Origin of the sequence: Ochrobactrum teleogrylli (genome assembly GCF_006376685.1) — a bacterium.
In the GTDB taxonomy this organism is placed as follows: Bacteria; Pseudomonadota; Alphaproteobacteria; order Rhizobiales; family Rhizobiaceae; genus Brucella; species Brucella teleogrylli.
Map to the genome: position 1 here is coordinate 568,187 of NZ_VEWL01000001.1, position 19,223 is coordinate 587,409.

Below are 19,223 nucleotides of genomic sequence, written 5' to 3' on the forward strand. Positions count from 1 at the left end.
TTGCCCATGCGGTGACCGGAATCAAAAAAGCCGTCTCTCACGAGACGGCTTTTTGTTTTTGATCCGTCGTTTATCAAAACATTCAGGCAGCCGAAGCGACCACCCGATTCCGCCCATTCTTTTTTGCGAGATAAAGCGCTGCATCGGTTCTGTCGAACAGCGCTTCGACGCTGTCGCCGATCAGGCGCAAGCCAGCCAGACCGACACTGATCGTCATATTGACCTTGTGGCGCCCGCTAGCGACCGAGAAAGGCACTGCCTCCACAGAGGTGCGGATACGCTCTGCAACGGCTGCACCAGCCTGCAAATCCGTATCCGGCAGCACGACGATGAACTCCTCGCCACCATAGCGACACATCAGGTCCATGCCGCGTATATTCTTGCGCAGGCGCGATGCGAATTCGCGCAGGACATCGTCGCCAGCATCATGCCCGTACTGGTCGTTGACGCGCTTGAAATAGTCGAAGTCGATCATGATGACCGTCAGCGGGCGCTCCCGGCCTGTGGCGCGGCTATAAAGCACCGGCATATGCGTATCGAGATAGCGGCGGTTGTGCAGCCCCGTGAGATCGTCCGTTACCGCCATGGTGATCGAGCGGTTCAGGCTCTGCCGCAGCAGATCATTGTAGCACTTGCGCTTGATCTGCGTACGCAGCCGCGCAAAAAGCTCCAGCTTTTCCAGCGGGCGCATCAGATAATCGTTAACGCCAAGCTCCAGCGCGCGAACGACAAGCGCGCCCTCGTCTTCCCGCACAATCAGGATGATCGGCACCAGTCGGGTACGCTCGATGGTGCGCAATTGGGAGCAGAGGCGCAGCGGGTCGTAATAGGTGAAAGCCGCCGAAACGACGATGCTGTCATAATCCGCCTCGATGGCCTTGATGAGAGCGGCATTGGCGTCTGTGGCGATATCGACCCGATAGGTTTCGCCCAAAATAACGCGCAACCGTGCTGCCGCCGTTTCATCCTCGTCCACAACGAGGATGCGGGCGGCATCCTGCAAGTTCGGACCGGAACCAGAAACCTTGGCTGAAAGCAGCGCCTCCACCTCGGCATCGGCCACGCTGTTGCTGCGCTGAAACAACTCGTCCGAGACCAGCTTCAGGCGGGCGAGGCTTTTCACACGCGACATCAGATGGAGATCGTTGACCGGCTTGGAGAGAAAATCATCTGCACCCGCCTCCAACCCACGAATCTTGTCTTCCGGGCGGTCAAGCGATGTCACCATGACCACAGGAATATTGGACGTGCGCGGGTCGTCCTTCAGCTTGCGGCAAACTTCGAAGCCATTCATGCCCGGCATGAGAACATCGAGCAGGACAACGTCAATCTGCCCGCCTAAGCAGATTTCGAAGGCATCTGATCCGTTATAAGCGCTGACAACTTCGTAATACTCAGCAAGCAGCCTTGCTTCCAGAAGCTTCACATTGGAAGCCACATCATCGACGACGAGAATTCTGGCAGTCATGATCCCCCTCGCCTGGTCGAGCCTAAGCGTCGCCCAGATAAGACTTTATCGTTTCTATAAATCTCGGAACAGAAATTGGCTTGGATATATAGGCCTCGCATCCGCCCTGCCGGATGCGTTCCTCGTCGCCTTTCATGGCGAAAGCCGTGACCGCTATCACCGGAATATGGCGCAGTTCTTCATCGTCTTTCAGCCACTTGGTCACTTCCAGACCTGAGACTTCCGGAAGCTGAATATCCATGAGAATGAGATCTGGCCGGTGTTCGCGTGCGAGATCAAGCGCCTCGAGACCGTTTCGTGTCCGGATCGTTTCGTATCCGCTGGCTTCGATAAGATCGCGAAACAACTTCATATTCAATTCGTTGTCTTCGACGATCATTACGCTTTTCGTCATCGAAACTTCCCTGGGGCAACTGCCCGGCCCGATTATTCATTCATCTACTGGCATTGGCTGACACCAAACAGTGTGTGCACCGACATTCCCCTCGGTCCACTCTATGATTTAACCTCATTTCATTGACGAAAGGCAAATAATTCCGTTGTCGCTACAAGGACCTGCATCTTATATGAAAACAATTGCAGGCCCGCGTGGCGGCTGCATGGATCGGCTGAAATGGAGGTGACGATGAAAACGCTTATGAACGAAACAGAAGCGCAGGGTCTCGCCATTGAAGCTTTGGCCTGGCTTGCGCAGGACAAGGATTTACTCCCGCGCTTTCTTGCGCTGACGGGCATCGAAGCCTCGTCCATCCGTCAGGCAGCGCGTGAGCCGGGCTTTCTGGCTGGTGTGCTCCAGTTTTTCTTAAGCCACGAGCCAACGCTGATGCGCTTTTGCGAAGAAACCGGGCGCGATCCGTCAATCATCCAGAAAGCGGCGTCCTTCTTACCCGGCGGTGTGGGCCAGCATTTGCAGAGCGGCGCCGACTGATTCGACAGACACCGCCCTGTTTTTGAGCTGAAATCAGGCTGCTGTCGGCCCGGTGACGACCTCTTCCGCCGCGGACACATTGATAACGTTCAGTTCATGCGCCCGCCCGTCGCGTGCGGTCCATGAAATCGACTGGCCGGGTGCAAGCCCGATCAGTGCCGTGCCAATCGGGGTCAGAATCGAAACCTTGCCCTGTGCAATGTCCGCCTCGCCCGGATAAACCAGCGTCACGCGGCGCTCATGTCCGTCATTGGAACGGAATTCGACCACCGAACCCATATGCACCACATTTTGCGGCAGCCGCTTGGCGGGCACGACCTTGGCGCGGTCAAGTTCGGCCATCAGCTCGTCGGCGATTTCCTCGTGCTGCTCGGCGACGCTGTTGGCCAGCCCCATCAGGCGCTCGTAATCGACGTCGCTGACGACAATATTGGGCTTCTTGCGATTCTTGACGCTCATGGCGATAGCTCACTGTTATAAAAGATAAATATCTCCGAGCATGATGGCTCGAAGCGGATTATTGGGATGTTTTCATGAAAGCGCTTGTCGAATTCGCTTGAGGCAAGCGACGAACCATCCCCCGGAGTCCTTCTGCGCTAGGCAGGACTCGAGGGCCTTTATCCCGCGATCGGTTGAACCCGATGGGGTATGGCGGCGAAACGGTTGTTCATAACACTAAACTTGGTGATATCGCTGCCAATGTCAAGAGCACGACGGTTGCGCGCGCCTCTGCCAGTGGCGTGGCGCGGGATTGGTGATATACAAAGCATGTTCCTTTTATGTTCGTTTGAGCAGGCTTCATCGAGTCGAAGCTGGGCCAGACGACGAAGCTGCGCATGTGGACGATGGTTGAGAATTTCGCCGGAAACAGTTCGGAGCAAGGCTTATGTCGCGACTGCCTGTCGCTACAGAAGAGTGCTTCGGTGCGCCGGTGTTTTTCCTGCGGCAGCCCACGCCTGGTGCGACATCCGGAATTGTACAAGCTGACGCTGGCGCATATCGATTGCGACGCCTTCTACGCTTCTGTTGAAAAGCGCGATAATCCTGAATTGCGCGACAAACCGCTCATCATCGGCGGCGGCAAGCGCGGCGTCGTTTCGACAGCGTGTTACCTCGCCCGTATTCATGGTGTGCGTTCGGCGATGCCGATGTTCAAGGCGCTGGAAGCCTGTCCCGAGGCGGTCGTTATCAAGCCTAATATGGAGAAATATGCCCGCGTGGGGCGCGAAGTGCGCCAGCTGATGCGTGATCTCACCCCATTGGTTGAGCCGCTTTCCATTGACGAAGCGTTTCTCGATCTCAGTGGCACGGAACGACTGCATAAGGCACCGCCCGCCGTGGTTCTCGCACGCTTTTCCAAGCGCGTGGAAAGCGAGATTGGAATCAGCGCATCCATCGGCCTGTCCTATTGCAAATATCTCGCCAAGGTGGCCTCCGATCTGGAAAAGCCGCGCGGGTTTTCCGTTATTGGAGAAGCCGAGGCGCTCGATTTTCTGCGCGATAAGCCGGTGAGCATGATCTGGGGCGTCGGCAAAGCATTTGCGGCCAAGCTGCAAAGCGACGGCATCCGTAGCATAGGCCAGCTCCAGACGATGGATGAAGGCGGGCTGATGAAGGCCTATGGCACCATGGGCCAGCGTCTCTATCGCCTGTCGCGGGGGCAGGATAGCCGACGGGTCGAGCCGGAACATGATATGAAAAGCGTTTCGGCGGAAACGACCTTCAGCACCGATCTTTCCACTGCGGCCGATCTGGTGCCTGTTTTGCGTGCGCTTGCAGAAAAAGTATCGCGACGGCTCAAAGCAGGTGAAATTGCCGGGCGCACGGTTGTCCTCAAGCTCAAGACGCAGGACTTCAAGCTGCGCACCCGCAATCGCCAGCTTTCGGACCCGACTCAGCTGGCTGACCGCATTTTCCGCCATGGATTGCAGCTTCTGGAAAAGGAGCTGGACGGCACCAAATTCCGGCTGCTTGGAATCGGTGTCAGCGAGCTGTCCTCAAGCGACCGTGCCGACCCGCCGGATCTGGTGGACACGCAGGCCACAAAGCGCGCCGTCGCCGAAACCGCGATTGACCGCCTGCGCAACAAGTTCGGGCTGAATGCGGTTGAGACCGGCTATACTTTCTCAAAAGGCAATCTCGCCCGCACGCAGACACCGTCCGATCGCGATCATGACGACCACGACTAAGTGATCGGCGGCCTGACGGGAATCCACCGCGTGATCCGACTTGTTCCCGCGTCAGACTCACGGTTCAATTCCCGCAGCTAAAACATGGAGGTTAAAAATGCTGACAGGCCCATTGTGTCGAGCAGGCCGCGCGCTCGTCGAGATTTCACGCGATAACCTCGCCAAACTATCCAAGGTGGATGCATCGGTTATCGAAGATTTTGAACGAAAGATCGACAAGCCGTCCGCTGAAACGATCAATCAGCTACAAAGCGCGCTGGAAGATCTCGGCGCAGTTTTTATCCCGGAAGATGAACGCGGAGTTGGCGTTCGCTTGAAATTCACCGCCTCCGAAGCCAAACGCATAGCGATCCTCGAAGGCGAAGGCGGCATCATAGCCCAGGATGACGTCACCTGACACATTGGTGCCGTGGCCGTTCAAACAGCCGTTGGGACGGCAAACGCCGGATTTCGTTTTGATACACTATCTGCAGGCATAAGCATTAAGGCAGAACTCTCTTGCGGGAGAGCACATGTGAGCGTCTGCCCCGCCTAAACGGGGCAAATCATTCAACCGCCGAAAATGGTCCGTCCACCGCTGAAACCCGATCCCGAACTGGTCGTAAATCCGCTCCTGTTCTTGCCGCCCGCGACAATGACCCCGGTAGATTTATCGGACTTTACCGTCTGGGTATCCAGGTTTCCGTTCGTTGGCGCGGCCGCAAATGCAGTTCCTGCCGTCATGAATGCACCAACGGCTAACAAAGCTATGGTCTTCATCGTTCCTCCTTTGCTGGCCCCGCCAGCTGACGCCGATATACGATGAGATCATGCGGGCGCTGACGCACAATCCGGCGTTTAGAAAACGCCAGATTTGGCCTCGATGATATACGGCACATGCCGTATTTCGGCATCTAGACGCCCTCCACAGTATTGAAATTTCAGTCAGTTACTAAGCCGGGGCGAACATATTGCGGAGGCTGAGAGCCAAAAGACGGCATGGTTTGCCACACCCGATCAAAGTGCGGCAGAACACCGTGTGAATAGATTGCCACACCCAAGAAAATAAAACCTTGGATATCAACCGCTTACAGTGATTTTGAGAAAGAGATGGAGGCCTCGCCCGGAATCGAACCGGGGTGCAAGGATTTGCAGTCCTCTGCGTAACCACTCCGCCACGAGGCCTTCCTGAGAGCGTTTCCAAATCAATTGGTTCGGCTCTGCGCAGTTCCAATATTGATCCCTGCCCACTTCGTCAAGCGATTCGAGCCCTTTGTGTAAAAAATCCTTGGTGTTTTCTCTTGGCCTACGAATGAACGCCTGCGGCCAGTGTGATTGAGGAATTTTAGAACATTACAATCTGTTAACGCATTGGAAAGGACAAGCTGTGCAACAATAAGCCCATGAGACAGGCCTCGACATGGAGACGAGTGAAGCACGCGGCTTGCTTCGTTTTGCGCGTGGCCATGCTGGCCGCCCCCATTCTGCTGGCGTTAGCGGCTTTGACTATGGTGACCAATCCGGACGGCAACAAGCCGCCGGTTCCCGACAAGGGTGTCTCCGGCGCAACCGCGCCGACCGGAAATTGATCCCTCGTCGGCAATCTGACGTTACAAATTGCAACAGCTGGAAACCTCGCTGCCGAATCCTGGATTGAAATGGCCTGTAGAGTGCCGCAATCGTTCAATTGCGGAGATGATTTATGGCCAAGCTGCAGTTCTTTTTTGCAAAGGCCTTGCCCTATATGGGAACAGGCTTCATGCTCGTCAATTTTCTGGCTTTGCTTTACGCCGTCACCATACGCGGATGATTTCATGACGATTAGAAGCGAAAAGGGCGCCGTAGCGCCCTCTTTCATTTGACGACGTGCCAGACGCCGCCCTTGCCGTCGCCTTTAACGTCACCCATCTTCATGTCATCGTGGTAACGATAAAGCGGCATTCCCTTGTAAGCCCACATATCCTTGCCGTCCGTGGCTTTGACGACAGAAAAGTCGCCGTCCGATTTTGCGCCTTTGTCGGCATGAAATGCAGGCCACATCTTCAGGCATTTGGCATCGCAGGACGATTTACCGCCTTCGTCCTTGTCAAACGTATAGAGCGTCATGCCCTTCGGTGTGGTCAGTATTTTGCCGGACTGGCTATCCATCATCTTGGCAGGTTCGGCTGCAAACGCGCCAGCCGTCGATAGCGCGACCAATCCGATCGCTAGAATCATCGTTTTCACGGCATATCCTCCTTGGTTCGGAAGACAGGCTTATGATCGTTATAGTTCCGCCTGCTCTTCCGATCAGGAGTGTGCGCCCCGTTGCAGCCCGAAATATGGCGCTGCGCTTCGGAAGCAAAGAATCAATTAGCCGGAACCGGACAACTGAGATCACCCTCTTCGCAGCTTAGATAAGTCCGCAGTTGCTTATTGCGCTGCTCTGTCAGGTCAGTTTTGCAGCTGGCAACAAGCATCGGATAGATGCTGCCGCCGGAAGAATTGCCCGCATTGAAACCGCATTCGGCATCTCTGAATGCAATCCATGCGCGCTGGGCTTTGACAAACCGCGCCTTTCCATCGGCGTCATCGGCAAGACGCTTCTGGATTTCCTTGAAGCTGGCGTTGAGCTTCTTATCAGCAGCAGAAAAATCATCGCCAGCGCATTGGGTCATCGTGGCCTGATCTTGCGCATTGGCGCATTTTTTAGAGGCCGCCGTCGCAGGCAGACAAAGAAAAAGCGAAGCAAGACCAACAGCTGCAATCCGTAGCATCAATATTCTCCCAAGCGTGACAGTTCCTTTTCAAAAAAAGTATAGCTATGTCAGTTTTAAATGCACATGAAACCGCTAAATTAGGTTAACCGATAAGACGCACACGGAACATCTTCCGGAAGTGGCTTATCGCGCGCCCTCATCTGCGGCTTTTCTTTCAATCCAGTCCCGTGCTGCCTGCCAGCTGCCGAACGCCATTCGCTGATTGTGCAGCGCGTAGGCGATCCAGCGTTCCTCGGGGTTTTCGCTGTCTTCAGGCATGATGGTGCCGATGCGATTACCATGACTGTCATGCACAGGATAAATCATCGAAGCTCCCTCCCCGGAGGTTCCGCGTCGGCATTGTTTACGGGCCGACCTTTCTGTTTATTGTTTGCGCTCTCGATTGCCAGAGCCGGACGAGCAGTTATTATTGCCCCCACTATTCAGGGGTTAGGTGGAGACATAAACAATGCTCGCGACGTTTCTAGAATTTCCCACCTATGCCGTCTTTTTGTTTTTCATAGCTTTTGCTCTTATACTATTCGCTATCGGCTATTGCGCGCTACGATATCTCAATGTGCACGCCAAACACGATATTTTTTCCATACCTGCACCGGCCTTTCTCGGAACGATTGCAACCGCATGGGCGCTTTCCATTGGCTTTGTCGCTGCCGACGCATGGTCGCTCAATTCTCGCGCCGATTTTTCCGTGAGCAAGGAGCGCTCTGCCATCCACCGATTGCTGGATACAGCTAACCCCATGGTTCTCAACGATGAGGAACTAAAGACTGCGGTGCTCAACTATCGCACCATCGTGGTCGACGATGAATGGGGACGACGGAACAACACGGCTTCGACATTGGAAGTGGATCACGCGATTCTGGAGATTCGCGCCATGGTCCAAAAGATTGCGCTTTCGGGCCTGCCCGGTCCGATTGTCTCGCAACTCGTCAATGATTTTGACGAACTTCAGGATGCCCGTAATGAGCGATTGGCGGTGGCGAGCGCGTCGATCGACGAATCCAAGTGGTATCTCGTCCTTTTCCTGACCCTGCTGACAGCCATCACGATTGCTTCGGTCCATGCCGACCGACCGCTTGCCGGGCGGCGTGCCCTGATCCTCTACGTGCTCACAGCCACGATCAGTCTTTGGATATTGGCAAACCACGCAAATCCCTATGTCGGGATGGGGGATCTCAAACCGGACCTGCTCTTCTCCGCACAACGGCATTCTGCGGCTCCAGCGCAGCCCGCTGGCTCGTGAACCATCTCTGGACTGGGGATTGCGGAAAAATCGACTGAACGCTCTCCTGCGCCTGCCTGAAGCCATCAGCATTCAATGACGGTTCTGCGGCCCAATGTGCCACTGCGGCGAAGTGATTCGCGCTCTGCACGTGACGATTTAAAGATGGAGAAATTTGCCTGAACTGAAACGGGTAAAACGCCGTTCAGTCACAGTCCATTGCTAATGCAATGCTTGACTAGTTTTGTGCAAGTGATTGAGATATTAAGCAACTTCAGCAATTGAAGTGGCTCCCCGGGCCGGATTCGAACCAGCGACCAACCGGTTAACAGCCGGTTGCTCTACCACTGAGCTACCGGGGAACAGGTGCTCGTTGCGTCAGCGATGTGGCGTATAGCAAAAGGATTTCGGGTTTGCAAAGGGCAAAATCGTATTTTTTCCAACTTTTTGCATCTGCCTCACGAAACCCTATATTCTCTGGGACATTCAGACGTAAAAAATATGCAGCAGCTGTGGAGAGACCTGGTCCAGTGAACGAAGAAACGAACCCCAAAGCGCCCCGCAAGGTCATTTTGATTCTTGGTCGGCGAATCCCGATTCCCCAATCGGTGATGATGCGCCGCATGTTGGGCGGCACTCTGGTGGCCGGTGGTGCACTGGGTTTTCTTCCTGTGCTGGGTTTTTGGATGCTTCCGCTTGGCCTGATCGTGCTTTCTCACGATTCTCACCGGGTTCGTCGTATCCGCCGGCGCAGCGAAATCTACATCTGGCGCAAATGGGTGCGCCGCAACGCGTCCTCAAATGCCAATGGTGGCACGGGAAACTGATATCTCGCGCCGTTGCAGGCCTGAGCGCTCAACAGAATCAACGCGATAGAAACGACATGGCCCGGCATGAAGCCGGGCCAATCCGAGTCCGCGTATCAGTTGATGGTTCAGGACAGATTCTTCCGCCGCTGCGCGTAACTGCGCCGCCGGACTTCTCCCGGCGTCAGATGGCGATATTTGCGAAGCGCAGTCGTCATGTGGCTCTGGCTGGAGAAACCCAACGTGGCGGCAAGCTCACTCAAGGATATATCGGTCTCGCGCAGGCATCGCTCGGCTTCGTCCAGCCGCAGTCGCATCAGATATTGATGTGGTGTGAGACCGAAGCTTGCGCGAAAACAGGTTGCAAAATGGCCCGCTGAAATCCCGATCAGGGATGCCATGTCCGGCACAGATACCTGCTGGCGATAATTTTCCCTGAGATAATTCTCAATCTGCCGGCAGGCATAATTGCTGAGCCCAAACTGTTGTTTGTTGCTACCGCGGGCGATAGACGCATTGCGCACCAGCACGCCTGTCAGCACCGTGCGGAACGCATCCATATAGGTGCTGCTTACATGAGGTGATACTTGTAGCTCGCCCCAAAGGATCTGCGCCAGTTGCAGGCACTGTCTGTTGGAAAAATGAATTGGCGTCCAGCTATGGGTAGCTTCTTCGCTTTCTTCCGCCGAGAAGAACGACGTGTCGAGCGTCACCGTCAGATGCGCGGTATTTTTGGGCCACACGATTGCGCAGCTCATGTGAGCGGGAATGATGAACGTCATACCTGCCGGGCAATTGATGGTCTCCTCAGGCCCCTCAAAGGGCTTCCATCTCAACCCGCGCACCATTTCGAGCACGATGATGGCTATGGTTTCGAGCGAGTGATACGTCCTCTCGCCAATGTCTGAAAACCCGTAATCGATATCGGGTTTGCCACCGCCATCCAGCGATGCCAGCTGCATTGCGTTGATTACTGGCGATGGATCATAAGTCGATAAATTCATTGAATTATTCTTCATGACTATGCTCATATTATCCTCAATCATCAAACCGAAAAAAAGAATAAATATTGGGAGCGCCACGGGTTTAATGGAACGGACTCGAAACCTGTATTCCCCCTGGGTTTTAGAAAATCAAAACGGCCTTCCCTCAAAAACCGTGTGAATGCCGCAAATCAATCTTTAGTTGCAATTGTAAGATTATGCAACCGAATTATTGAAGCCGGACAAAACGCGTTGCGGCACGGAATAAGGCTCCGTTGTTGCATCCTCCCTTTGCTCTTATTAGCAGCATCTCATCTAAATCAGGCGGATATTGGGGCTGTTGCACGCCATTGCATTTTTGCATCCATTGAAAACCGAAATGCAGCGCGGTTTGGGCTTCCATGGCGGCTCATTCATCAAGCTTAAACAATGGACCGGCCCTGTCCGAATTGAATGCAAAGCTGTCCACCTCGGTCGCGCTGCGTCACATCGCTGTAATAAAAGCCTATTAAACAGGGGGCAACGATGTGGGGGTGCATTCGCGCTGTTTCTGCATTGGAACTGTTTTTGCCGCTTGTCGAGGTCTCATAAAGATGTTTCAATCTGAATTGCACGGCTGTGCAGAAAAAATAAAAGCAGCCGGCGATCCTGGGGAGGAGACGCCTATGCCAGCTTTTCTGGAGGTGGCGAGCGCGCGCGTTCGTTATGGCAATAATGAGGTTCTCAAAGGGGTAGATCTGTCGGTCCGCAAAGGCGAATTCGTTGCCCTGCTCGGATCGTCAGGTTGTGGAAAAACAACCCTGCTGCGTGCAATCGCTGGTTTCAACACGCCCAGCAGCGGCGCGATCAAAGTCAATGGTGCTGATGTGACTCGCCTACCGCCGGACAAGCGCGGCATGGCGCTGGTATTCCAGTCCTATGCGTTGTGGCCGCACATGACGGTTGCGCAGAACATCGGCTATGGTCTGCGCATTCGCGGTATTGCCAAAGACACGATCAAGCAGAAGGTGCAGGAAGTCGCCCGCCTGCTTGGCCTCGACGCACTGCTGGAAAGGAAGCCCGCGGCGCTATCCGGTGGCCAGCGCCAGCGCGTCGCGCTGGGTCGTGCACTGGCCATCCAGCCCAACATTCTGCTTCTTGACGAGCCTCTCTCCAATCTTGACGCGCGTATCCGTCTGTCGGTGCGTCATGAAATCAGCGCCTTGCAGCGCCGTTTGGGTATTACGGCGGTTCACGTGACCCATGATCGCGAAGAGGCGATGGTCATGGCGGATCGGATCGTGATTCTCAACAATGGCGAGATCGCCCAGGCTGGCGCACCCGAGGAAGTCTACAACCATCCGGCGTCCGATTTTGTGGCCGCCTTCATGGGCGCGGAAAACCTGATTGAACTGCCTGTTGCGATCAAAGCTGACAGGATCGAAATCGCGGCAGGCGCGCATAACAAGGCAAGCACTATTCCAGCCGGAAGGCGCACTCTTTCCGATGGAATCGCTTCCGCGCGCTTCCGCAGCGAAGCTGCGCATCTCGTAAAGCCGGGCACACAGCGCGACAATGCACCTGCCCTCGTCCTCACAGGCAGGGTGGAGCAGACCAGCTATCCCGGCGGCCTTTGGCGACACATGGTCAGCATCGGCGACCGCCATATCATGGTCGATGCGCAGGAAAGCCACCAACCCGGTACGGATGTCGAAATCCAGATACCCGAACAGGCGCTGTTTCTGTTCGACAAGTAGTCCCGCACCAGTTTTGCCGGGCGGCGTTTCGGCTCGGCCAATGTCAGTAACTGCGGGCATCAACCAGTCCGCAGCAGCTTAAAAATTCCCGATGAAGCAACAGGATGCCTTGCATCCCAATCGCAATCTACAAACCGGATGATCCGGATTTAACAGGAGTTTTTCATGAGAACGGTCCTGAAAGCAGCAATGGTACTCGGTCTTACCGTGGCCCCTGCATCCGCCGACGAACTGACGGTGCTTACCGCCGGTGACCAGAACATGGTCGATTACGTCAACCAGTATCTCGGACCATTGTTCGAGAAGGAAAATCCGGGCACGACCGTGCGCGTTGTCGGCACCGGCCCAGGCGATGCCGGTTCGCAGAAGATTCTCGAACGTTTCGAAGCCCAGTCCAAGGCAGGCGTCGAAAAGTGGGATACGGACGTTGCCGTCATCCATGAAAAGTTCGCCGGGCCGATGGTCACCGGCAAATTCCTTGAAAATTATCGCGGCAAGATCGAAACCGGCAAGCTGGTAACCCGCGACAATGCTAAGATGGCGCTTGGCACCAATGTCGACGGCTATGTCATGCCGATGTTCAACAGCCAGACCGCGCTTGCCTATAATCCCGCACTCGTCGCCACACCGCCCAAGAGCTATGACGAACTCGTCGCCTGGGCCAAGGAAAATCCGAAGCAGTTCGGCTATAACGGCATCAAGGGCGGTGCTTCGGGCGTCAGCTTCGTCATGGGCTGGATTTATGCCTATGGCGGCGATGCGAACAAGCTTCAGCAGGGACCGTTCGAAGAAGGCGAAGCCAAGAATTGGGACAAGGCTTTTGCGTCGCTGAAGGAGTTCACCAAGAACGCGACCCTGACGCCGGGCAATGCCGGTACGCTGGATATGCTGAGCCGCGGCGAAATCGCCATGGGTCCGGTCTGGGTGGATATGTTCTATTCATGGAAGGCCAATGGCCAGTTGCCGCCCGAAATGAAGCTTGTTTTGCCTGAGCCGGGCATGCCGGGCCAGCCGATGCATTATGTGATCCCGGAAAAGAGTGCGAATAAAGAACTGGCCGAAAAGTTCGTCGCGCTGGCAACCAGCCCGAAGGTTCAGGCCGAAGGCATTGTGAAGCGCTTTAACTGGTATCCGGGCATTGACGCCGATAACGTCAAATCGGAACTCGATGCCGACACCTGGAACAAGCTTTTCACCGATATCTCGTCAGATGATCTGGGCAAGTTCGGCAAGTCCTTCCCGATTGCGCCGTACAACACCGCCATTCTCGAAGCCTACGAACGTCAAGTTGGCAACTGATAACCGCGTTGCCGGATGGGCCGCCGCAGGCGCATCCGGCATTCCATCGTTTTCATGAGGTCTCGAATGTCGCCAAGACTGACGGGTTTACTGCTGGTCGCGCCTGCATTGGCAATCGTCGTGGTATTGTTCATCGTGCCGCTGTTCGGCGCCCTCACCGGAGCATTTTATGTGTCCGGGCAATGGGGTTTCGGCAATTTCACCAAGACATTCGAGCTTTATTCAAGCGACATTCTGTTCACATTGCTGATTGTCGTGCTGTCGTCGGCGCTGATCGCACTGCTCTCCATCGCGATCAGCGGTTACCTGACGCTCGGCTCCAATCCGCGCGCTGTCGCGGTGCTGCGGTGGCTCTATCGCTGGCCCTTGTTCATTCCCTTTATCGTCGTCGGACAGATTTTGCGGACCTTTCTCGCCAAGAACGGTCTGATGAACAGCCTGCTGATCGAAACCGGCATATTGACGCCGTTGCAGGCGATGAGCTTTCTTGACTGGCGCGGCATTACCATCGCTTTCGTCTGGAAACAAACCCCGTTCGTCACCCTGCTGCTGGCAGGCGCTATGGCTTCGCTCGACAGAAGCACCATTGAATCCGCCCGCAATCTGGGCGCAGGACGCCTGCGTATCCTGATCGAGATTGTTCTGCCACAGGTGCGCCAGACGCTTCTTGTGGGGCTTATCTTAAGCTTCGTGACCATGATGTCGGTGCTGTCCGTACCGCTGATGATCAACGCGCAATCACCCACCATGATTACCGCCAATATGGCCTTCCGCATCAATGCCTATGGCGATTACGGTGTCGCCAATGCGCTTGGCACGATTTCGCTGCTGATGACCAGTCTGGTGGCGTGGATCTATCTGCGCCAGACCATGAAGGAGCACGGCAAATGAGCACCACCTTCGACTGGCGCTGGATACCGCGCGGCATCATACTCGGCCTTCTGGCCTTCGCGATTTTCGGCCCGCTGGCCAACCTCCTCCTGTGGGCTGTGGCGGAACGCTGGTATTTTCCACACACACTGCCGCTGCAATACGGTTTTTCCTTCTGGGCCAATGTGTTCTCGCCGCGCGGCAATGCCTTGTCGTCGCTTGGAACCAGTGTTCTCATCGCGATCCTGACCGTGATCGTCTCGCTTGGTCTGGCCATTCCAGCGGGCTATGCGCTGGCAAGGCTGAAACTGCCGTTTCGTGGCCTGATCCTGCTGACGCTTCTGATCCCGCAAGCCTTTCCCAACCTCCCGGTCTATGTGAACATCGCGCAAATGTTCTATTCGTTCGGCCTCAATGGCACGATCATCGGCGTGGTGTTGGTGCATGTCACGCATGGTCTGGTCTATGCGGTCTGGATTGCAACCGCCGCCTTCTCGGCCATCGACAACGAGCTTGAAGAGGCCGCGCGTTCCATGGGCGCTTCCGCGATGAAAACCTTCTTCGACATCACATTGCCAATTGCAGCACCGGGGCTGCTGGCAAGCGCGATCTTCGTTTTCCTCGAATCGCTGGATGAATTTACCGGGACCTATTTCGTGGGCGCACCGGACATTTCCACCCTGCCGCTCTTGCTCTATACGGCAAGCTCTGGTGGCAACTATCAGATTGCATCAATCAGCGCGTTGATACTGCTTGTGCCGTCGATTGCATTCATGTTCGTTGTGGAGCGCTTTCTTCGCGCCGATGTTCTTTCGAAAGTGGGGCGCTAGAAATGGCTCAGCAGGATCAGGACGCCAGTGGTGGCCCGCGCTTCATCAGCGCGCATGAAGTGGCGCAGGAAGCAGGCGTTTCGCGCTCCGCCGTCTCGCGCACCTTCACGCCCGGCGCGAGCGTCTCGGCTGCAACCCGCGAGAAAGTGCTGAAAGCCGCCGACAAGCTTGGCTATCAGGTTAACGATCTTGCTCGCGGACTTCTCGCCCACCGCAGCCGTATCGTCGGCATGATCGCCGCCGATCCCGACAGCCCTTTTCGTGCCCGCCAGATCGCCACCCTTTCCCGACGCCTTGCGGCGCGCGGCAATGTGCCGGTTTTGATCCCCACCGGTCAGCATGGCGAAAACCTTTCTGCCGCCCACGAGGCGCTGTTGCGTTATCGCGCGGAAGCGACGGTGGTTCTGTCGGGCATGCCTTCCTCGTCCTTCGTCGAACTGGCGCAGCGAAATGGCCAACCGCTCATTCTCGTGGGCCGGACAGAGGCCGGGGCAGACCGCGTCCACGCCAACAACAAGCTGGCAGCGGAAACGGCGGTCGATGTTTTTACTGCGCGGGGTTTGAAAAAGCTTGGCCTGATTACATCAAGCGTCGGCAGTCCGAGCCTTGTGGAACGAGAGCAGGCCTTTGTCGCAAAGGCAGCCAGTATGGGCCTGCCGGTGGTCGTGCAGCGCGGTGAACTGACGGATTATGACAGCGGGTTTGCTGCCGGTTCGCTGCTTCTTGGCGATAAGGACCGGGTTGATGCCGTGCTTTGCGTGAATGATCTGATGGCGTTTGGGCTGATGGATTGCGCCCGCGATGTCTATAATCTCAGCATTCCCGATGATCTGTCGATCATCGGTTTCGATAATGTGGCCGAGGCGCGCTGGGGCGCATATCGTCTGACGACATTCGATCAGAATGCGGAGCGCCTTTCGGCGGAAATCGTTCGCCTGCTCGATGAACGACAAAGCGCACCCAATGAGCCGCCGCAGACGATTATCCTGGACATGCCGCTCATTCTGCGCGGTAGTGTGCGGCCCCTGAAAACAGACTATGCGACCAAGGGCGCAAAGGGTGCCTGACACATGACATTTCATTCCGTCTGGCTGCGCCCGTCGCGTGGCGACCTCCAGTTTCTCGAAACGATAGTTCGCGATCTGGCGCTTCGCTTTGATACGCCAGTTTTCGAACCGCATGCGACCTTGATCCCCGATATGGAGCGTTCGGCTGAAGAGCTTCAGCCGCTGGTTCTCAGCCTCGCGATGGGGCGCAAGCCGCTCGATATCAAGATCGACGGTATAACTGCAACGGAAGCCTATTTCCGTTCGTTCTATGCCGAATTGGAGAAAACGCCGCCGCTGATGGATTTGAAGCGAGATACAATCGGCATTTCGGGTATGGACGATCTCGCAAGTTTCGTCCCGCACGTGTCTCTTGCCTATGGCGTTCAGGAGACGCCGGAGAAACGCGCTGAAATAAAACGTCTTTCAGACGCACTGTCCGGTCGTAGCCTTCGTTTCGACCGCATGGTCATTGTCAGTTCGTCCAGCATGACCCCAATCGACCAGTGGATCGTCAAGAATGAGTTTTATCTGGCCGGATAACAGAAAGCCCGGTCAAAACCGGGCTTCTCATAGTCAGCATTAGAGCGCATCCCGAAAAGTGTGAAACGGTTTTCGGAAAAGATGCGCGTTAAAACAAAGAATTAGAGCGCCGATCTGATCCAATCACATCGAACCGCGCTCTATTGAGCGCGATCAGAGCGGGCGCGGATTGTTGCGGTAAACATCCGCAATATCAGCCAGCACTTCGTCCGACAGTTTCAGCTCATGGGCCGCGATATCCGTTTTCAGCTGCTCAACAGTCGTGGCCCCGATGATGACCGAGGTCATGAACGGGCGGGTCAAAGAGAAGGCAATGCCCATCTGGGCGATATCGAGGCCATGCTTCCTGGCAACATCAATATAAGCACGCACCACCGGTTCCGAATGGGAATTGTCACGCCACAGGCCGCCATCGGTGACCGCCGCGCGTGAACCGGCTGGCACATTGCCGCCAAGATATTTGCCCGTCAGCACGCCTGCGGCGAGTGTCGAATAGGCCAGCAGTCCGATATCTTCCGCCAAAGACACTTCAGCCATGTCGTAATCATAGTGGCGCTGCAACAGACCATATTCGTTCTGGATCGACGCCATGCGCGGCAGACCGTGTTCCTCAGCCAGACGCAGCCAGCGCATCGTTCCCCATGCGGTTTCGTTGGAAAGACCGACATGACGGATCTTGCCTTCGCGAACCATATCGTCGAGGCCGAGCAAAGTGTCATGCATATGCTGCAATTCCGACTTCGCATCGTTCTTGGTGAAATCAAAATTCCACCCCTGTCCGAAATGATAATGCGAGCGCATCGGCCAATGGATCTGGTAAAGATCGATGTGATCGGTCTGAAGGCGCTTCAGGCTGTTCTCAACCGCTTCGCGCACACTGGCCCGGCTTGGGCGGGCGCCGCCGCGAATCCACTCCTGACGACCGCCGCCCGCAATCTTGCTGGCGAGAATGACCTTGTCGCGCTTGCCCGATTTCTTGAACCAGTTGCCGATATAGGTCTCGGTCTTGCCGTAGCTTTCAGCGCTCATCGGAATGGCATAGCCTTCCGCCGTGTCGATGAAGTTGATGCCTGCATCGACAGCAATATCCAGCTGTTCGTGGGCGTCGGCTTCGGTGTTCTGCACACCCCAGGTCATGGTTCCGAGGCAAATTTCAGTGACAGAGAGGCCGGTGCGGCCCAGGGAATTCTTTTTCACGAGGATTTTCCGGATCAATTGGTCCGCAGAACTGCGGAATAATGTGAGGGGTGAATTGATAGCCCCGCTTCGTCGCCTCTGACAAGCCTGTCACAAAATATTCAACGATTACAGGAAGCGTTCTGCCGAATAAGGCGTCGGATCGATATAGGTTTTCTCGCCTGTCATCATTTCAGCGATGAGGCGTCCGCTTGCAGGGCCCAGCGTCAAGCCATGATGGGCGTGGCCGAAATCGAACCACAATCCCTTGTGGCGCGGTACCGGACCAATCACCGGTCGCATGTCTGGTAGGCATGGGCGCAGACCAAGCCATGGCGTGCTGTCCACCGGCTCTCCAAGCTGCGGCACCAGACGCCGCGCAATCTTCTCCGTCTTTCCAAGCTGGATACGATTGGCCGCAGCCGAGGGCGAAGCGAATTCGATGCCGGTGGTCAGCCGTACACCCTGCACCATCGGCGCCAAAACGTAACCGGCTTCCTCATCCACCACTGTATGGCCCAGTCGCGTATTGTTGCGCATTGCGAAATGCAGGTGATGGCCGCGTTTGATGCCCAGCGGAATGGGATAGCCGAAGCGGTGGAAAATGAGCCCCGACTGAGGCCCAAGCGCCACGACAACCTCACGCGCCTTAACCGGCCCTTCCCGCGTCGTCACCTGCCAGTTGTCGCCATTCTGCGCCAGCGTTGACGCGTCGCCATGTACAAATCTGCCGCCGCGATTGATGAATAGATCGGCGTAGGCCCGCACAAGTCCAGCCGGATTGACCACCGATTTGGGATCGAGCCAGTGAATGGCACCCGCAACCTCGCCCAGAGCGGTTTCGCGTGCGCGCAAGGCTCCGGCATCCAGAATGTCATAGGCCAGATTGAAGCGCTGTAAATTGGGCAGACGACGCACCGCGGCATCAAAACCGGACTGGTTGCGGTAAACCTGCATCCAGCCCTGTTTGCGAATGAGCTTTTCGCAGCCCGCCTCCGCAATCAGAGCATCATGCTCATGCACGCTTGCTTCGATCAGCGGCAGCATGGCCTGTGCGGCAATCTCCAGACGTTCCGGCGACGATTCCCGCCAGTAACGGTAAAGCCAGCGCGCCATCCGCGGAACATAAAGCGGAGAATAGCGCACATCGGTACGGCGATTGGTGGCGTAGCGCAGAAGCTTCCCAAAACCCTGCGGAAAGGAATAGGGAATGACGCTGGAGCGTTCGATCAGGCCGGCATTGCCGAAACTCGTTCCCTGCCCCGGCTCTGCCTTGTCGATCAGACAGACGGAACGTCCGCGCGCCTGCAAATGAAGCGCAGCCGAAACGCCGACAATGCCAGCGCCTAGAACGATAATATCCTGATTTTGCATCGGTATTTCCGGCAT

22 protein-coding genes and 2 tRNA genes are annotated in these 19,223 nt (G+C 55.9%); 12 read left to right on the forward strand and 12 right to left on the reverse strand.

Going from position 1 to position 19,223, the window contains the following annotated elements; genetic code table 11:
- Positions 1 to 82: 82 nt before the first annotated feature.
- Positions 83 to 1,468 carry a PleD family two-component system response regulator gene (locus FIC94_RS02455; RefSeq protein WP_140023799.1) on the reverse strand — a complete coding sequence of 462 codons (1,386 nt, stop codon included), beginning with the start codon at positions 1,466 to 1,468 and terminating at the stop codon, positions 83 to 85.
- 22 nt (positions 1,469 to 1,490) lie between these two features.
- Positions 1,491 to 1,862 (reverse strand): response regulator, encoded by a 372-nt coding sequence (locus tag FIC94_RS02460; protein ID WP_007878616.1) that lies wholly within the window; start codon positions 1,860 to 1,862, stop codon positions 1,491 to 1,493.
- Between the two features lie 231 nt (positions 1,863 to 2,093).
- Here FIC94_RS02460 and FIC94_RS02465 point away from each other — a divergent pair, with 231 nt between their 5' ends.
- A complete protein-coding gene (locus FIC94_RS02465) occupies positions 2,094 to 2,396 on the forward strand; it encodes a DUF3572 domain-containing protein (RefSeq protein WP_140023800.1) in 303 nt (100 codons plus the stop codon).
- 33 nt (positions 2,397 to 2,429) lie between these two features.
- Here FIC94_RS02465 and rnk read toward each other — a convergent pair whose 3' ends face one another.
- A complete protein-coding gene (gene rnk, locus FIC94_RS02470; protein WP_140023801.1) occupies positions 2,430 to 2,855 on the reverse strand; it encodes a nucleoside diphosphate kinase regulator in 426 nt (141 codons plus the stop codon).
- A gap of 386 nt (positions 2,856 to 3,241) precedes the next feature.
- Here rnk and FIC94_RS02475 point away from each other — a divergent pair, with 386 nt between their 5' ends.
- Together FIC94_RS02475 and FIC94_RS02480 are read left to right on the forward strand one after the other, a co-directional pair.
- A complete protein-coding gene (locus FIC94_RS02475) occupies positions 3,242 to 4,585 on the forward strand; it encodes a DNA polymerase IV (RefSeq protein ID WP_140024027.1) in 1,344 nt (447 codons plus the stop codon).
- Positions 4,586 to 4,682: 97 nt separating this feature from the next.
- Positions 4,683 to 4,982: a hypothetical protein gene (locus FIC94_RS02480; protein ID WP_109367334.1), complete on the forward strand. Its 300-nt coding sequence runs from the start codon at positions 4,683 to 4,685 to the stop codon at positions 4,980 to 4,982.
- Positions 4,983 to 5,134: 152 nt separating this feature from the next.
- On the opposite strand, the gene FIC94_RS02485 is transcribed toward FIC94_RS02480, so the two are convergent.
- Together FIC94_RS02485 and FIC94_RS02490 are read right to left on the reverse strand one after the other, a co-directional pair.
- Entirely contained in the window at positions 5,135 to 5,344 is a 210-nt protein-coding gene (locus FIC94_RS02485; protein WP_140023802.1) for a hypothetical protein, read from the reverse strand.
- Between the two features lie 331 nt (positions 5,345 to 5,675).
- Positions 5,676 to 5,749: transfer RNA gene (locus tag FIC94_RS02490), tRNA-Cys, on the reverse strand.
- A 245-nt stretch (positions 5,750 to 5,994) separates the two neighbouring features.
- Here FIC94_RS02490 and FIC94_RS22350 point away from each other — a divergent pair.
- Positions 5,995 to 6,153: a hypothetical protein gene (locus FIC94_RS22350; protein ID WP_167836083.1), complete on the forward strand. Its 159-nt coding sequence runs from the start codon at positions 5,995 to 5,997 to the stop codon at positions 6,151 to 6,153.
- Between the two features lie 265 nt (positions 6,154 to 6,418).
- Here FIC94_RS22350 and FIC94_RS02495 read toward each other — a convergent pair whose 3' ends face one another.
- From FIC94_RS02495 to FIC94_RS02505, 3 genes are all read right to left on the reverse strand, one after another.
- Positions 6,419 to 6,790: a COG4315 family predicted lipoprotein gene (locus tag FIC94_RS02495; protein WP_140023803.1), complete on the reverse strand. Its 372-nt coding sequence runs from the start codon at positions 6,788 to 6,790 to the stop codon at positions 6,419 to 6,421.
- A gap of 122 nt (positions 6,791 to 6,912) precedes the next feature.
- Positions 6,913 to 7,320, reverse strand: a complete 408-nt coding sequence (locus tag FIC94_RS02500) for a lysozyme inhibitor LprI family protein (protein ID WP_140023804.1) — start codon at positions 7,318 to 7,320, stop codon at positions 6,913 to 6,915.
- Positions 7,321 to 7,446: 126 nt separating this feature from the next.
- Positions 7,447 to 7,629 carry a hypothetical protein gene (locus tag FIC94_RS02505; protein ID WP_109367330.1) on the reverse strand — a complete coding sequence of 61 codons (183 nt, stop codon included), beginning with the start codon at positions 7,627 to 7,629 and terminating at the stop codon, positions 7,447 to 7,449.
- A gap of 142 nt (positions 7,630 to 7,771) precedes the next feature.
- On the opposite strand from FIC94_RS02505, the gene FIC94_RS02510 reads away from it, so the two are divergent.
- Entirely contained in the window at positions 7,772 to 8,566 is a 795-nt protein-coding gene (locus FIC94_RS02510; RefSeq protein WP_140023805.1) for a bestrophin-like domain, read from the forward strand.
- A 266-nt stretch (positions 8,567 to 8,832) separates the two neighbouring features.
- Here the strand turns inward: FIC94_RS02510 and FIC94_RS02515 are convergent.
- Positions 8,833 to 8,907 (reverse strand) — tRNA-Asn (locus tag FIC94_RS02515).
- A 249-nt stretch (positions 8,908 to 9,156) separates the two neighbouring features.
- Here FIC94_RS02515 and FIC94_RS02520 point away from each other — a divergent pair.
- Positions 9,157 to 9,372 (forward strand): hypothetical protein, encoded by a 216-nt coding sequence (locus tag FIC94_RS02520; RefSeq protein ID WP_235858964.1) that lies wholly within the window; start codon positions 9,157 to 9,159, stop codon positions 9,370 to 9,372.
- Positions 9,373 to 9,479: 107 nt separating this feature from the next.
- Here FIC94_RS02520 and FIC94_RS22595 read toward each other — a convergent pair whose 3' ends face one another.
- The gene (locus tag FIC94_RS22595) at positions 9,480 to 10,370 is read right to left on the reverse strand and encodes an AraC family transcriptional regulator (RefSeq protein WP_235891939.1); all 891 of its coding nucleotides are present in this window, start codon (positions 10,368 to 10,370) and stop codon (positions 9,480 to 9,482) included.
- Between the two features lie 629 nt (positions 10,371 to 10,999).
- On the opposite strand from FIC94_RS22595, the gene FIC94_RS02530 reads away from it, so the two are divergent.
- The 6 genes from FIC94_RS02530 (at position 11,000) to FIC94_RS02555 (ending at position 16,658) form a co-directional block, all read left to right on the forward strand.
- Positions 11,000 to 12,070, forward strand: coding sequence for an ABC transporter ATP-binding protein (locus FIC94_RS02530; protein ID WP_140023806.1), 1,071 nt, complete (start codon positions 11,000 to 11,002; stop codon positions 12,068 to 12,070).
- Between the two features lie 165 nt (positions 12,071 to 12,235).
- On the forward strand, positions 12,236 to 13,369 hold the full coding sequence (locus FIC94_RS02535) for an ABC transporter substrate-binding protein (protein WP_171318840.1): 1,134 nt from the start codon (positions 12,236 to 12,238) through the stop codon (positions 13,367 to 13,369).
- A gap of 66 nt (positions 13,370 to 13,435) precedes the next feature.
- Entirely contained in the window at positions 13,436 to 14,260 is an 825-nt protein-coding gene (locus tag FIC94_RS02540; protein ID WP_140023807.1) for an ABC transporter permease, read from the forward strand.
- A complete protein-coding gene (locus tag FIC94_RS02545; RefSeq protein WP_140023808.1) occupies positions 14,257 to 15,069 on the forward strand; it encodes an ABC transporter permease in 813 nt (270 codons plus the stop codon). Before FIC94_RS02540 ends, FIC94_RS02545 begins: the two co-directional genes overlap by 4 nt.
- A gap of 2 nt (positions 15,070 to 15,071) precedes the next feature.
- A complete protein-coding gene (locus FIC94_RS02550) occupies positions 15,072 to 16,136 on the forward strand; it encodes a LacI family DNA-binding transcriptional regulator (protein WP_140023809.1) in 1,065 nt (354 codons plus the stop codon).
- 3 nt (positions 16,137 to 16,139) lie between these two features.
- Positions 16,140 to 16,658, forward strand: coding sequence for a 2'-5' RNA ligase family protein (locus FIC94_RS02555; RefSeq protein ID WP_140023810.1), 519 nt, complete (start codon positions 16,140 to 16,142; stop codon positions 16,656 to 16,658).
- 153 nt (positions 16,659 to 16,811) lie between these two features.
- Here FIC94_RS02555 and FIC94_RS02560 read toward each other — a convergent pair whose 3' ends face one another.
- Positions 16,812 to 17,855: an aldo/keto reductase gene (locus FIC94_RS02560; protein WP_140023811.1), complete on the reverse strand. Its 1,044-nt coding sequence runs from the start codon at positions 17,853 to 17,855 to the stop codon at positions 16,812 to 16,814.
- Positions 17,856 to 17,963: 108 nt separating this feature from the next.
- Positions 17,964 to 19,214 (reverse strand): NAD(P)/FAD-dependent oxidoreductase, encoded by a 1,251-nt coding sequence (locus FIC94_RS02565; RefSeq protein ID WP_140024029.1) that lies wholly within the window; start codon positions 19,212 to 19,214, stop codon positions 17,964 to 17,966.
- Between the last annotated feature and the right edge of the window lie 9 nt (positions 19,215 to 19,223).